General features: G+C 64.1%; 10 protein-coding genes. 4 read left to right on the forward strand and 6 right to left on the reverse strand.

Annotated features, from left to right (window positions below; all coding sequences use genetic code 11):
• Window positions 1–100: 100 nt before the first annotated feature.
• The 3 genes from NHAM_RS13635 (at window position 101) to NHAM_RS13645 (ending at window position 3,145) form a co-directional block, all read left to right on the forward strand.
• A complete protein-coding gene (locus tag NHAM_RS13635) occupies window positions 101–1,219 on the forward strand; it encodes a DUF2336 domain-containing protein (RefSeq protein ID WP_011511105.1) in 1,119 nt (372 codons plus the stop codon).
• Window positions 1,220–1,378: 159 nt separating this feature from the next.
• Window positions 1,379–2,095 (forward strand): hypothetical protein, encoded by a 717-nt coding sequence (locus NHAM_RS13640; protein WP_011511106.1) that lies wholly within the window; start codon window positions 1,379–1,381, stop codon window positions 2,093–2,095.
• A gap of 270 nt (window positions 2,096–2,365) precedes the next feature.
• On the forward strand, window positions 2,366–3,145 hold the full coding sequence (locus NHAM_RS13645) for an enoyl-CoA hydratase (protein ID WP_011511107.1): 780 nt from the start codon (window positions 2,366–2,368) through the stop codon (window positions 3,143–3,145).
• Window positions 3,146–3,312: 167 nt separating this feature from the next.
• On the opposite strand, the gene NHAM_RS13650 is transcribed toward NHAM_RS13645, so the two are convergent.
• Window positions 3,313–5,163 carry an acetyl-CoA hydrolase/transferase C-terminal domain-containing protein gene (locus NHAM_RS13650; RefSeq protein WP_041359009.1) on the reverse strand — a complete coding sequence of 617 codons (1,851 nt, stop codon included), beginning with the start codon at window positions 5,161–5,163 and terminating at the stop codon, window positions 3,313–3,315.
• 206 nt (window positions 5,164–5,369) lie between these two features.
• Window positions 5,370–6,617 (reverse strand): threonine ammonia-lyase, encoded by a 1,248-nt coding sequence (locus NHAM_RS13655; RefSeq protein WP_011511109.1) that lies wholly within the window; start codon window positions 6,615–6,617, stop codon window positions 5,370–5,372.
• Window positions 6,618–6,950: 333 nt separating this feature from the next.
• Between NHAM_RS13655 and NHAM_RS13665 the strand changes: the two genes are divergently transcribed.
• Window positions 6,951–7,238 carry a hypothetical protein gene (locus NHAM_RS13665; protein WP_011511110.1) on the forward strand — a complete coding sequence of 96 codons (288 nt, stop codon included), beginning with the start codon at window positions 6,951–6,953 and terminating at the stop codon, window positions 7,236–7,238.
• 111 nt (window positions 7,239–7,349) lie between these two features.
• Here the strand turns inward: NHAM_RS13665 and NHAM_RS13670 are convergent, their stop codons facing one another.
• The 4 genes from NHAM_RS13670 to NHAM_RS13685 form a co-directional block, all read right to left on the reverse strand.
• Window positions 7,350–10,844 carry an error-prone DNA polymerase gene (locus tag NHAM_RS13670; RefSeq protein WP_011511111.1) on the reverse strand — a complete coding sequence of 1,165 codons (3,495 nt, stop codon included), beginning with the start codon at window positions 10,842–10,844 and terminating at the stop codon, window positions 7,350–7,352.
• Entirely contained in the window at window positions 10,841–12,415 is a 1,575-nt protein-coding gene (locus NHAM_RS13675) for a DUF6504 family protein (RefSeq protein WP_283805379.1), read from the reverse strand. The genes NHAM_RS13670 and NHAM_RS13675 overlap by 4 nt, the downstream gene beginning before the upstream one ends.
• Complete coding sequence (locus tag NHAM_RS24970) at window positions 12,324–13,160, reverse strand: ImuA family protein (protein WP_011511113.1); 837 nt, start codon at window positions 13,158–13,160, stop codon at window positions 12,324–12,326. Before NHAM_RS24970 ends, NHAM_RS13675 begins: the two co-directional genes overlap by 92 nt.
• A gap of 353 nt (window positions 13,161–13,513) precedes the next feature.
• The gene (locus NHAM_RS13685; protein WP_011511115.1) at window positions 13,514–14,017 is read right to left on the reverse strand and encodes a ferritin-like domain-containing protein; all 504 of its coding nucleotides are present in this window, start codon (window positions 14,015–14,017) and stop codon (window positions 13,514–13,516) included.
• Window positions 14,018–14,051 lie beyond the last annotated feature (34 nt).

Raw genomic sequence — 14,051 nt, forward strand, 5'->3', positions numbered from 1 at the left:
TAATCACGACTTCGCCCGCGTTTACCGCGGACACAATCGCAGATCGCGGCCGTGAACCAGAATGTCGCGGCTTCCTATGGGAGAACTCTAGGACAGAGCCATGGCTTCCAAATCGGCCGCCCCCTCGGCAGGTCTACTCGACGAACTTCAGAACACCCTCGCCCATGGCACCGTCACGCGGCGGGTTGAAACGCTGCGGCGGGTCACCGACCTGTTCCTGAACAACACGGTCGACTATTCCGACGAGCAGATCACGGTCTTTGACGACGTGTTCAATTGCCTGAGCCGGCACATGGAAACCGCGGCGAAAGTGCTGCTTGCCAGGCGCCTCGCTCCCGTTGCCAAGGCTCCGCCGCAGATCATTCACGCACTCGCCTTCGACGATCTGATCGAAGTCGCCGCGCCCGTGCTGTCGCAATCCGAACGGCTAGGAGATGACGCGCTGGTCGAGAACGCCCGCAGCAAGAGCCAGGCGCATCTGCTGGCGATCTCGACGCGGAAGGTCCTGAGCGGGGCGGTCACCGACGTTCTGGTGGAGCGCGGCAACGACGAGGTCGTCAGAAGCACCGTCAACAATCCGGGCGCCGAATTCTCCGAGCAGGGCTTCACGCGGCTGGTTGCGCGCGCCGAAGGCGACGACGAGATCGCAACCTGCGTCGGCATGCGGCCGTCGATCCCGCGGCATCACTATCTGAAGCTGATCGCGAAAGCCTCCGCCTCGGTGCGGGCGCGTCTCGCGGCGGCCAATCCGCATCGGGCGGACGATGTGTCGGTTGTTGTCAGCGAGGTGGCGCGGCGGGCGCGCTCGGCGCCGGCGGCCATCAGCAGGGAAACGACCATCGCGCACGGGCTGGTCAGATCGCTGTACGAAGACGGCCGTCTCGACGAGCATGAGGTCGCTTCGTTTGCGCAAGCCGGTAAATTCGACGAAACCAACGCCGCCATCGCCTGCCTCGCCAACGTCTCGGTCGCGGTCGCCGAGAAAATGATGATCGAATCCCAAACCGAGGGCGTGCTCATTCTGGCCAAGGTGGGCGGCCTGTCCTGGTCGACCGTCAAAGCCATCATCGACATGCGCAAGGACCTCGCGGACATCGCGGTGACGGATATCGATGCTGCGGAACGCATGTATGAACGTCTGCGCCTGTCCACTGCGCAACAGGTGCTGCGCTTCCATCGGACGCAGCAAGCAGCCGCTCCGGGCCTGGACAGCACTTAAACGTCGTGTCGTATCCGGTCCAACGCGCGACGGCCGCCTCATTTCGGTGGATTTGCCGTGGTTTCGCCGCGGTGATCGGAAAATTCCCTTTTTTTGCCCCGGTGTGGCCACGCCCGACGGTTCTTTTGTTAACCGGGGCTGACAAACGGGGAGATTGCCATGAACATCAGGGCCAGCGGGCGCTCGGCGTTGATCATCGCAGCAGGACTTTGGCTGGGTTTCGCGGGGCCAATGCGTGCGACCGACAGCGCGGCGGAACCGGCCGGCACGGCCGCCGAAAATGGCAGGGCACCGGTCAACCCCGGCACGGTCACCAAACACCGGCCGCACAAGCGGCATGTCTCGCACGCGCGAAAACCGGCCAAGCCGGAAGCGAAAGCCGACACAAAAGCTCACGAAACAGCCCACGAGACCACAGCCTCGGCGGCTCAGGACAGCGACAAGCAGATACCGCTGCCGCCGACGATCGCCAATGCCAACGCGAAGGCCGAGATGCCCGGCACCACCGAAGATTTGTCCAAGCAGGATTTGCCCAAGACTGAAGCGAGTGCGCTCGCCAGCAACGCCGGCCAGATGCTGTCCGGCAATCAGGGCGATCCCGGGCAGCAGACCGACAGCGCGCCCTCGACGGCTGAAATCGTTTCTCCCGACGAGTTCAACGAAATCGACCGCGCCCTGGCCGACGACAAGCAGGCCGCGCCTCACCTCGCATTGGCTTCCATCGACACCGCAGCGTCCACGAGCAACGCCGACACCGGCCAGGCGGCCGCGAACGACGGCTCCGCCTGGAACCAGACCTCCCTGATCGGCAAGATCTTCATCGCCTTCGGCGGCCTGCTCATGTTCGGCTCCGCCGCCCGCATGTTCATGGCCTGATCCCCGGATTCTTCCGTTTCGTTATCCCACAGCGGATCGGCATTCTTCCATCGCCGCCGGGCATTGCCATTGATGCGCACGGCGGCAGCCTTGCGGCGTAGCTGGACCGCGGGCACATTGTCCCCACCCACACACCTGTCGCGACCGGCAGCAGCTGAGAGCCCCGCTTCTGATGGAATCAGAAGCGGGGCTCTATAATTTTGATTTGACGCGTTTTCTTCACGCGAACCGATGCCCACTTCGCTCGAAAACGCTATAGTGGGATGGACCATGAGCACGTTCGAGCACATCATTGTCGAGAGTAAGGGCGCGGTCGGCGTCATCAGGCTGAACCGGCCTAAAATGCTCAATGCGCTGTCGTTCGCGGTGTTTCGCGAAATCGCCGCCGCGGTGGGCGATCTCGAGGCTGACGACGGCATCGGGTGCATCCTGATCACCGGCAACGAAAAGGCCTTCGCCGCCGGCGCCGACGTCAAGGAGATGCAGCCGAAGGGCTTCATCGACATGGTCAACGAGGACTTCAAGGCGAGCGGCGGCGACCGCGTCGCCACCTGCCGCAAACCGACCATCGCGGCGGTCAGCGGCTATGCGCTCGGCGGCGGCTGCGAACTCGCCATGATGTGCGACATCATCATCGCCTCCGACACCGCGAAATTCGGCCAGCCGGAAATCACGCTCGGCACCATTCCCGGCATCGGCGGCAGCCAGCGCCTGACCCGCGCCGTCGGCAAGGCCAAGGCGATGGACCTCTGCCTCACCGGGCGGATGATGGACGCCGCAGAGGCGGAACGCTCCGGTCTCGTCAGCCGCATCGTTCCCGCCGACAAGCTGATGGACGAAGCGATGGCCGCGGCCGAGAAGATCGCCTCGATGTCGCGTCCCGTCGCGGCGATGGCCAAGAGCGCCGTCAACCGCGCCTTCGAGACGACGCTGTCGGAAGGCATCAACGTCGAGCGCGACCTGTTCCGTTCGACCTTCGCGCTGGACGATCGCGCCGAAGGCATGGCGGCGTTCGTCGAGAAGCGCAAGCCGAACAACAAGCACAGGTAACTGAAAAACGCGCGTCGGGGAAAGCGTACCGCCTCCATGCAAACGGCGGTCATACGCGGGTATCCATCTAACTTCGCGAAATTCTTTCTCGAGATGGATGGGCGGGTCCATAGGCGAGCGAAGCGACGCCGTTCTTCGAATGGCTGTGCCCGGCCATGACGCGATGTTTATTTTTCGCCGCTCCGCTTCAGCGCGCCGTTGAGCAGCGCGCGATAGAGCCTGTCCGAAAACGTATTCGGATGATCCAGCCCCATGCGCGCAAGGGCAGGCTGTATCGACGCATCGCCGGGGCGCAAACCTTCCATCAGCAACCCGATGAGCGCCAACGGCGAGCGTGATGCGTCGCGCAGCGTTTCAAGCGCCGGGATCAGCCGCTGCTCGACCTCGGTGAAATCGCTGCCGAACGGAAACGATGGCAGCAGCCCCGCCGCCCGCGCGGGTTTCAGCGCAGTCTTGATCCGGTCCGGGAAATTCGCGCGATGGGCGGCGGGTATCTCGTGACTCTTCAGCAGCTTGCCTGCGCCCTTGGCCTGCCGCATCAGTTCGGCCTGGAAACGCGAGTCCACGACGTTGAGCATCGCCGCGATCACCTCGGCATCGGACTTGCCGCGCAGGTCCGCCACGCCGTATTCGGTGACGACGATATCGCGCAGGTGGCGCGGAATGGTGGTGTGGCCATAGGACCAGCGGATATTGGACACCACGCCGTGCTTCTCGCGCCGCGTCGATTCCAGAGTGAGGATCGAGCGCGCGCCTTCGAGCGCAAAAGCCTGCGCAACGAAGTTGTATTGCCCGCCGACGCCGCTCACCACCTGCCCGTTGTCGAGGCCGTCGGAGATCGCCGCTCCCATCAAGGTCGCCATCATGGCGTTGTTGACGAAGCGCGCATCGACGCGGGCGCGGCGCCTGGCGGCCTCGTCGCCGTACAGATCGTTGGTGAAGGACACCGCGGTCATCTGGATGCGAGCGCGCTGCTCGGGCGTCATCTCGCGCAACGCACGATAGAATGACTTCGGCCCGAGAAAGAACCCGCCGTGCAAAACCGCGCCATCGACCTCGCGCCTGAGCACGCCGGCCGAGATCAGTCCGAGAAACGCCTCGAACACCATTTCGCTGACGCCATAAAGACCGGTTGCGAACGGCGCGGTTTCCGCCATTGCGCTGCCCGGCGCGAGCCGCGCCGCGATTTCGCGAAACCGCGCGTTGTCGCGGTGACGCAGGATCAGGCTTTGCGCCAGCGCGTCGCCGACCTGGCCGATGCCGATCTGTAGCGTGCCGCCGTCCTTGATCAACCCCGCCGCGTGCAGGCCGATGGCATATTTGGTGCCCGACACCGGCTCGGATGGCGGCGCGAACAGCGGGAAATCGGTGTCCGGGCTGTCGAGGATGGCGCTGAACTCGCTGGCCGGCAGGTCGCCGGCGCCGGGCATGAACGGCAATTCCGAATTGACCTGCCCCACCAGTCTGAACGACGCCCCGCCCGCGGCGCGGGCGCGCAGAAGCTCGAGCGTGGTGTCGGTATTGCAACTCAGACTGTAGCGCGTCTCGCCGTTGACGACCCGCTTCGCCACAAGCTGGGTGATGACGTTGAGGCCGCGGTCGAGGATATAGGACGCGGCGTGGGTGTAGTTGGCGGCGATGTAGTGTTGCTGGGCATAGGTGTTGCGCAGCCACTTGCCCGCCAGGAAGAAGAATTCGGTGACCTTGATGTTCGGCGGCAGCGCGCCCCTGTGCAGCGCGGTGGCGTAATCGAGATCGGGCCAGCCGCCGAACAGACGGTCGATCACTGGTGTAATGAACCGCTTCTCCAGCTCGTTCGACGGCCGCGGCTTCTCGAGCGTCAGCGCGGAGAAAAAGGTCAGGTCGAGACTGCGATCGGCGGCGGCCCGCCGATAGAGCGCATTGATGATGTGATTGGCCTTGCCGAGCCCCAGCGGCAGCCCCACCACGAGATGGGGACCGCTATCGCGGATGATGTCGTCGGCGATCGCGGCGGCATCGGTGAAAACCTTGGACATCAGGATATCCATAGAAAGCGATCCCTCAGCTCTTCCACGCTTCGCTCACCACCGCAATCGCATTCGCGGAACACACCACCGTCATTGCGAGCGAAGCGAAGCAATCCAGAAGCCACGCACCAAGACTGGATTGCTTCGTCGCAGTCGGGACGACGCTACGCGTCGCCCTGAGCTCCTCGCAATGACGGCAATTCAACTTAGGGTCGTCAATCCCGTGACAGCACCAGCCGGTCGCGGCGGCGCGCTCTCACGCCTTTTGCTTCCAGGCCGGCGACGATGGCGCTGCCATGCGCCGTGTCCTGCGCCTCGATCACCAGTTCGACCTCGGTCATGTTGGCGGACAGCGCGCTGAACAGACGCTGATGCTGCACCTCGACGATATTGCCGCGGAGTTCGGCAATGATGCAGGCGAGTTCAGCCAGCGCGCCCGGCTTGTCGGATATCTCCACCACGAGGTCGATCAGCCGGCCGTCGCGCACCAGTCCCCGCATCAGCACATTGGCGAGCGTGCGCGTGTCGATGTTGCCGCCGGAAATGATCAACCCAACTTTCCGCCCGACGAACCGCCCCGGATCGCTCATCAGGGCCGCGAGCGCGGCTGCACCCGCGCCTTCCGTCACGGTCTTCTCGATCTCCAGCATCTGGATGACCGCCTTCTCGATCAGGCGCTCCGCCACCGTCATCACCTCGATGCCGTACTCGCGCAGGATCGCCAGCGGCAGCGCGCCGACATCACGCACCGCAATTCCTTCGGCAATGGTCGCGCCGCCGACCGAGATCGGGCGCCCGGCGAGATGCTGCGCCACGGCGGCGTAGGACTCCACCTCGACGCCGATCACCTCGACCGCCGACGCGTGGTTCGCCGCCGCAATCGCACAACCGGCGACCAGTCCTCCGCCACCGACCGGTGTGAGGATGCAATCAAGCGTCGGCTGATCCTCCAGCATCTCGATCGCCACCGTGCCCTGCCCCGCGATCACGGCCGGATCGTTATAGGGATGGACGAAGACAAGATTTTCATCCGCGGCCAGTTGCCGGGCAAAGGCAGCGGATTCCGCCAGAATCTCGCCCTCGAGCCGAACCCGCGCTCCGAGTTTCCTCGTTCGCGACACCTTCACGAACGGCGTCGATTTCGGCATCACGATCGTGGCGGCGATCCCGAGGTTATGGGCGTGATAGGCCACGCCCTGGGCGTGGTTGCCCGCGGACATGGCGATGACGCCGCGCCTTGCCTCGTCGGCCGACAGCGTGAGCAGCTTGTTGGCGGCTCCGCGCTCCTTGAAAGAGGCGACGAACTGCTGATTTTCCAGCTTGAGCCAGACCTCGGCCCCGGTGATATCGGACAGCGTGCGCGAATGAACCAGGGGCGTGCGGATCACCCGGCCGGCGAGTCGGGCCGCGGCCGCCCGCAGGTCCGCCACTCCGATAGATTTGCCCTGCTCTGCATCGCTCATTTGGTTCTCCGTGAATGGTCCGAATGCGGGTTATTTCACCTGCCGCGAGAAATACGAAATAAATACCGGCGCCCTCATTTTCCGACGCGAGGCGGACGATGATGGGAAAAATGGCGCTCGGATCCAGGGTTCGTAGAGATCGCCGACGGTATCGCCGCTGATCGCAATCTTGATTTCCCGCAAAAAGCATACCGGCGCATTAATATTCGCCATCCGCTGACAGCAACCGCCAGCGTCAGGAAAGCCATCATGCCGCACGGGCCGGCCGGTGCGGCGCGTGACAAGCGGCGTCCGTCTCGTCCATGATTTACGCGCTGAATGCAAGGAGTTGTCATGTCCGCCATTGATCCCTTGACCGCTGCGGGTGTCGTATTGGCCACCGCGGCGACCGATGCCGTCTATGTGATGTTCACCTCGGCCGTGGTGGCGCGACGGCGCGTGCCGGCGGCGACCTGGAGCAGCGTCTGGTACCTGCTCTCGTCCTTCGCGGTGATCAGCTATACCGAGAACTGGGTCTATGTGGCCTTCGCCGCGGTCGGCTCCTGGCTCGGCGCGTTCGCAACCATCACCTTCCTGCACCGCCCGCCCGGCGGACCGCCGGTCGGCGCGTCGGTGGAGTAGTGATGACGGTTATACCATCGTCATTGCGAGCGAAGCGAAGCAATCCAGTCTTTCTGTAAGATTCTGGATTGCTTCGCTTCGCTCGCAATGACGAGAGAGCCTAACTTCTCCTCAATGAAAATCCCGTGAGCGCGGCAGGATGCGCACGTTGCGCGGATGGCGGACTCGTTGCGCTGGATTGTCGGGATGATCACGGCGGTCGTCGTCGAGCGGTGCGGCCGGCGGCGGCAGCGGATACCTGGACACGAGCGCATCGTTCGCCAGATGCATCAGCTCAGTGGAGCGATCGGTCAGCTTGCTTGCGACAAGATGCACGACCTGCTCCGGGCTGCTCTGGATAGTGCCTTCCACCTCGATCAGCCGCGCGCCCATCACCTCCTTGCGGTAGCGCGCCATGATGTTCGGCCACACCACGATATTGGCGATGCCGGTCTCGTCTTCCAGCGTCATGAACACCACCCCCTTGGCACTGCCCGGCCGCTGCCGCACCAGCACCACGCCGGCACATCTGACGCGGCGTTTGTCGTTGGCATGGCAAACCTCGGCGCAACTCACCACGCGCTCGCGGGTGAGCATCGTGCGCAGGAATTCCATCGGATGGCCCTTCAGCGACAACCGTACGGTCTGGTAATCGGCGACCACCTGCTCCGGCAGCGGCATCTGAGGCAGCGGCGCGGCGCGTTCGTCGGGCAGCTCGCGCGCGATGGCGCTTTCGAACAATGGCAGCGGCACGTCGTCCGGCAGGCGGCGCACCGCCCACAGCGCCGCGCGGCGGTCGAGCCCGAGCGAGCGAAAGGCATCGGCATCGGCCAGCAGGATCAACGCGCGCTTCGGCAGTTTGGTATCGCGAGCAAAATCCTCGATGGAGGTGAAGGGCCGGCGTTGACGCGCGGCGACGATCCGCTCGCCCCAGTCGCCTGCGCACAGCGTCTCGTCGTCCCCGCGAACGTGGGGACCCTTACTCCGTTCCGCCTGCGATAGAGCAAGACGCTCGCTATGGCCGGAGACATGCGTCGAAAACTCATTGAGCACAGGGGTTATGGGTCCCCGCGTTCGCGGGGACGACGCAGACGAGAGATGCTTTGCTTGATCCTGTTTCAGCTTCGCTTCATCCTTATCAACCCACTTGAAGCCGTCGATCTGGCGAAAGCCGAGCCGCATCGCGTAATGCCTGCCTGCGCGCTCTTCCAGCGTGTTCTGCGAATAGCTGAACGATACATCGATGGGCCGCACCGCGACGCCGTTCTTGCGGGCATCGCCGACGATCTGCGCCGGCGCGTAAAAACCCATCGGCTGCGAATTCAGCAGGCCACAGCAGAATGCATCGGGATGGAAACGCTTCAGCCATGACGAGACATAGACAAGCTGGGCAAAGCTCGCCGCGTGGCTTTCGGGGAAACCGTAGGAGCCGAAGCCCTTGATCTGCTCGAAACAGTTTTTCGCGAACACCGGATCGTAACCGCGGGCGATCATGCTGTTGACCATCTTCTCCTGAAATGTGCCAATGGTTCCCACGTTGCGGAATGTAGCCATGGCGCGGCGCAGGCCGTTGGCCTCTTGGGAGGTGAATTTCGCGGCTTCGATGGCGATGCGCATCGCCTGCTCCTGAAACAGCGGAACGCCGAGCGTCTTGTGCAGCACGTTGCGCAGTTCATTCCTGTCGCCGCCCTTCGGATAGGGATAGTCGATATCCTCAGGCTTCATGGCCCGCCGCTTCAAATAGGGATGCACCATATCGCCCTGGATCGGACCGGGGCGGACGATGGCGACCTCGATGACGAGATCGTAGAACGTGCGCGGCTTCAGCCGCGGCAGCATGTTCATCTGCGCCCGGCTCTCGACCTGAAACACGCCGAGGGACTCGCCCTTGCACAGCATGTCGTAGACTTCCCGCTGCTCGCGCGGAACCGTCGCCAACTCCCATCGCTTGCCCTTGTGCCTGGCGATGAGGTCAAAGCACTTGCGGATGCAGGTCAGCATCCCCAGCGCCAGTACGTCGACCTTCATCATCCGAAGCGCATCGACATCGTCCTTGTCCCACTCGATGAAGGTGCGGTCGTCCATCGCGGCATTGCCGATCGGCACATAGGTATCGAGGCGGTCCTGCGTCAGCACATAGCCGCCGACATGCTGCGACAGGTGGCGCGGGAAGCCGATCAACTCGGTGGCGAGCGCAACGGCGCGGCGCAGCATGGGGTTTCGCGGATCGAACCCCGCCTGCCTGACCTGCATGTCGCTGACACCATCGCCCCAACTTCCCCACACCGTATCGGCGAGCGCCGCCGTGACATCCTCGGTCAGCCCCAGCGCCTTGCCGACATCGCGAATGGCGCTGCGCGGCCGATAGTGAATGACGGTGGCGATGATCGCGGCGCGGTGGCGGCCGTAGCGGCGATAGACATACTGCATCACCTCCTCGCGACGCGAATGCTCGAAATCGACGTCGATATCCGGCGGCTCCAGCCGCTCCTTGGAGATGAAGCGCTCGAACAGCAGATCGGTCTCGGCCGGATTGACCGCGGTGATGCCGAGCACATAGCACACGGCCGAATTCGCCGCCGAGCCCCGCCCCTGGCAAAGGATGTTCCGGCTGCGCGCCCAGTGCACGATGTCGTGCACGGTGAGGAAGTAATGCGCGTAGTTGAGCTGCCGGATCAGCCGCAACTCCTTGTGCAGGACCTTCCTGGTCTTGGGCGGAATGCGCACCGGAAAATATTTGTGAGCGCCTGCCCATGTCAGATCCTCGAGACGACGCTGCGCCGTCTTGCCCGGCGGCACCGGTTCGTCGGGATACTGATATTTGAGCTGGTCGAGCGTGAATGCGATGCGCGACGCGAGCGTCACGGTTTCGGCGATCGCTTCGGGAATATCGCGAAACAGCCGTGCCATCTCATCCGTCGGCTTGAGATATCGTTCTGCGTTGGCTTCCAGCTTCCTGCCGATGGCATGGACAGTTGCCTTTTCGCGAATGCAGGTCAGCACATCCTGCAACGGGCGACGTGCGGGGTGATGATATAGCACCTCGTTGGTCGCAAGCAGCGGCACGCGGGCGGCGGTCGCGATCCGCCGCAATCGCAGCAGGCGGCGCCGGTCGTCGCCGCGATAGAGCAGGCTTGCCGCGAGCCAGACACCGGCCGCGCGGCTCTGCCGCAACCGGTCCAGCACCTTCAGCGCGGTCGTCGTGTCGAAACGATGCGGCAAGGTCAGCACGAGAAGCTGCCCTTCCGAAAATTCCAAGAGGTCATCCAGCCCCAGATGACATTCGCCCTTCTCCGCCGCCCGCTTGCCGCGCGTCAGCAATCGGCACAACCGGCCATAAGCATCGCGATCGCGGGGGTAGACGAGGATGTCCGGCGTTCCATCGATAAAAACGAGACGCGATCCGATCAGCAGCCGCGGCTTGGAGCGAAGTTCGGGATTTCCCAGCTCCGCATAAGCACGCACCACGCCCGCCAGCGTATTGCGGTCGGCGATGCCGATGATGGGCAACCGCAATTCGCTCGCCTGATGGACATATTCCTGCGGATGCGACGCGCCATGCAGGAACGAGAAATTGGTGGCGATGCCGATTTCGGCATAGGATGGAATGTCGCGCGGATGCTTCATGCGAACAGCCCGTGCACGAACCATCTTGGCGGCACGGCGCCGCCGCCCTCACCAGCCGCCTCGCCATAAAGACCGTCGCGATAGAGCCAGAACCGCAATCCGGCTTCGTCCTCGACGCGAAAGTAATCCCGCGTCGGCCGGCCCTCCTGCGTCCGCCACCACTCCATCGCGATGCGCTCGGGACCTTCGGCACGAACCACCGTATGAGTGGCGCGCCGCCAGGTGAAATGACGCGGCGGCTTGTCGGGCACCTCCGCCATCGTCACCTCGATCGGCTCGGGCCGTGCGAACATGCGCAACGGCCGCAGCGGCGGCTCGCTCTCGATACGTGCGGGCCATTCGGCAAGCATTGCCGCCACAAGATGCCGCTGCGCAGGCAATAAGAGCGCCGCGCGCCCGGGGATATGGGTATCCTGCGGCAGGTGCATGACGACGCGATGGCCGCCGATGCGCGCGGCAATGCGGTCGATCAGCGCCGCCACTTCGTCGTTGTCCCGGACATGCGCATCGAGGTCGCGCTGCTCCTGCACCACGGACTCGGTGCGCACGGCGGACAGGCGCACCAGATCGAAGCCGAAACCGGGATCGAGCGGATCGGCCAACGCATCGAGCCGCTCGCGGAACAGGCGATCGATGATCTCGCCGCGCGTGACCGGACGACCTGCTTCCACCGCGATGACGCGCACCGCGCCGTCGGTGCGGAAAAAACTCGCTTCCAGCCGCCGCGCGCCCTTGCCCTGTTTTTCCATTGCGGCGATGAGCGTGCGCGCAAGGCTCGCCAGCGTCATCGCGATCGCGCCGTCGGTGGCGATCGGCTCGGCAAAACGTTTCTCGACGATATAATCCGGCGGCGGTTTGCGTGGGCTGATCGGCGCATCGCTTTGCCCCAGCGCCTGCTCCAGCAGCGCGGTGAAAGCTGAGCCGAAACGCGCCGCGATCTCGTGGCGGCCGCGCGCGGCGACATCGCCGATGGTTTTCAGCCCGGCGCGGCGCAGCCCGCGCGTGATCGCGTCATCCGTGCCGAGCGTGAACACCGGCAGCGGCGCGACGGCCTCCAGCTCCTTGCCGGGAGGGACAATCCGGCCATGGGCATGGCGCGTCAGCGCCCGCACGCAGGCCGGGGTGCCGGCGATGGCCGCACTGACAACAAAGCCTTGCCGCGTCAGCGCGCCGCACAGCGCTTTCATCAGCGCAGCCTCGCCACCGAACAGATGCGTGCAGCCGGTGATATCCAGCAGCAGACCGTGCGGCGGATCGAGCGCCACCAGCGGCGTGAAGCGATCGCACCAGTCGACGATACCGTTCAATGTCTGCGCGTCCGCCGCGTCGTCGGCATCGAACACGGCAATGTCGGGACAGATCGCGCGGGCATTGGCCAGCGGCAAGCCGACCGCGAGGCCGAGGCGCGCGGCTGCGTCATCCAGCGCGGCGATGACCAGCGCGTTATTTTGTTTGGCGACGATGATGCAGGGTCGGTCGCTATCCGGCTCGCCGCAGCGGAACGACTTGCGCCGGATGCGGTCGGTCGGCAGGCGCGGCAGCCACAGGCTGAGGATGCGTCTTCGGGCTATGGCACGAGACGTCACGGAAGAGGCACTCATCACACATCCACTCCATGATCCACTGACCGGTCTGGCCATGACGGTTGCGGACAAGTCGTGTTTCGAGCACGGGGGAGCCCCATGCCTGCCAAGCCGCGACCGGTGGCGAGCGCGCCGGGCGCACGATCCACCGTGTCTCCGCCGTCGAAGGCAACGGCGTCGCCGCCACCCGCAGCAGTAACCCCGTGACGCCAGAGTCACGCGCCGCCAGCGTCAGCCTGCGGCTGGCGACGAGATCGAACAGACGCGTCTCGCCCCAGATCTCCATGACCACGGCACTGAGCGCATCGCAGGCCAGCGCATCGGCCGCTGTCCGCAACGCGCTCTCCACATCGCTCGTATGCACCATCACCAGCCGGCGCGGATCGAGACCGAGCTCGCGCCATCCACGCATCGACAGCGCACCGGTTTCGCGCGCGGCAAAATCCTGCCGCACCCAGAGCAGCGGCCGATCCTTGCCGAGGCGCTGCGCGAGGCCTGCGATGAATCCGGTCGCCGCCGCGCTGTGCCGTCCCTCCGCGAACACCTCATGTACGGCGCCGCGCGCAAGCCCGCCCTGCAGCGCGGCATCCGCCTCCTCGTGACCGAGCGCCGCCCGGCCCGGCATTTCGCCACCGTGGCAGGTCTCGATCCGCCCGATGCAGTCACGCAGGCGCGCAAGCGTGCTTGCGGCGCATGATCCGCCAAAGTGTGAGCGGTTTGGCGAAAAGATCATGTGCATTCTCAATATTTTAGAGCGCGATCGCACGTAAAACCGGAATCCCTTGCCGATCGCGCTCTGGCTCCTTCGTCAGATTTGCCGCCGCGGAAAGAACCCGTAGCCTACTTACATGTTCACTATATGTTCTATATAAAGCCAGAAGACCACAACGAGTCAACCGGCTTTTCGCGCGTGATTTTCTCTCACGACCCCAATGGCATCGACGAAACGCCCGTCAAACACCGGCATTGTCCGGAGATTTCGCTCGCAAACCGCACCTGCGCCGCGACAAGGCGGATCAATGACCACATAAGCAGATCGACCACCACCGGCGGCAACGGCCACCGATGATGGCCTTCCGAAAAGATTCAAGCCGCCAATGCCTCGGAGTTGACACCGGCTTCCGCGAGCGCCGTCAAATCCTTGTCGGTCTTGCGCTCCTGCTGAAGCGTTTCATCGATCAGCTTGACGACATCCTTCATGCCAAGCTTGGCCGCCCACGCCTTCATGGTTCCGTAGCGCACCATTTCGTAGTGTTCCACCGCTTGCGCCGCCGCGAGAAGGCCCGCGTCCAGCGCCTCAGTGCCCTTGTATTCGTCCATGACCTCCTTGCCTTCGTCCAGGATGCCGAGGATGGCATCGCAGGTCTTGCCCTTGGCCGGCTTGTCGATCAGCTCGAAGACCTGTTCCAGGCGCTCTATCTGGCCTTCGGTCTCGTCATGGTGTTTCTCGAAGGCCGCCCGCAATTTGTCGGACGTTGCCGCCTTCGCCATTCTGGGCAGAGCCTTAAGTATCTGCTTTTCGGCGAAGTAGATGTCCCTGAGCTGGTCAAGGAACAGGTCGTGGAGATCCTTCTCTTTCGCAGCGCTCATTGTAGCCTCACAGGTTGGAGGGGGAATTCCCGCT

The organism is Nitrobacter hamburgensis X14 (assembly GCF_000013885.1).
GTDB classification, from domain to species: domain Bacteria; phylum Pseudomonadota; class Alphaproteobacteria; order Rhizobiales; family Xanthobacteraceae; genus Nitrobacter; species Nitrobacter hamburgensis.

What these genes read in the sequence shown, in the direction of transcription:
- NHAM_RS13635 (WP_011511105.1), top strand. Translation starts at nt 101, where the DNA reads ATGGCTTCCAAATCGGCCGCCCCCTCGGCAGGTCTACTCGACGAACTT.
- NHAM_RS13640 (WP_011511106.1), top strand. Translation starts at nt 1,379, where the DNA reads ATGAACATCAGGGCCAGCGGGCGCTCGGCGTTGATCATCGCAGCAGGA.
- NHAM_RS13645 (WP_011511107.1), top strand. Translation starts at nt 2,366, where the DNA reads ATGAGCACGTTCGAGCACATCATTGTCGAGAGTAAGGGCGCGGTCGGC.
- NHAM_RS13650 (WP_041359009.1), bottom strand. Translation starts at nt 5,163, where the DNA reads ATGTCCAAGGTTTTCACCGATGCCGCCGCGATCGCCGACGACATCATC.
- NHAM_RS13655 (WP_011511109.1), bottom strand. Translation starts at nt 6,617, where the DNA reads ATGAGCGATGCAGAGCAGGGCAAATCTATCGGAGTGGCGGACCTGCGG.
- NHAM_RS13665 (WP_011511110.1), top strand. Translation starts at nt 6,951, where the DNA reads ATGTCCGCCATTGATCCCTTGACCGCTGCGGGTGTCGTATTGGCCACC.
- NHAM_RS13670 (WP_011511111.1), bottom strand. Translation starts at nt 10,844, where the DNA reads ATGAAGCATCCGCGCGACATTCCATCCTATGCCGAAATCGGCATCGCC.
- NHAM_RS24970 (WP_011511113.1), bottom strand. Translation starts at nt 13,160, where the DNA reads ATGATCTTTTCGCCAAACCGCTCACACTTTGGCGGATCATGCGCCGCA.
- NHAM_RS13685 (WP_011511115.1), bottom strand. Translation starts at nt 14,017, where the DNA reads ATGAGCGCTGCGAAAGAGAAGGATCTCCACGACCTGTTCCTTGACCAG.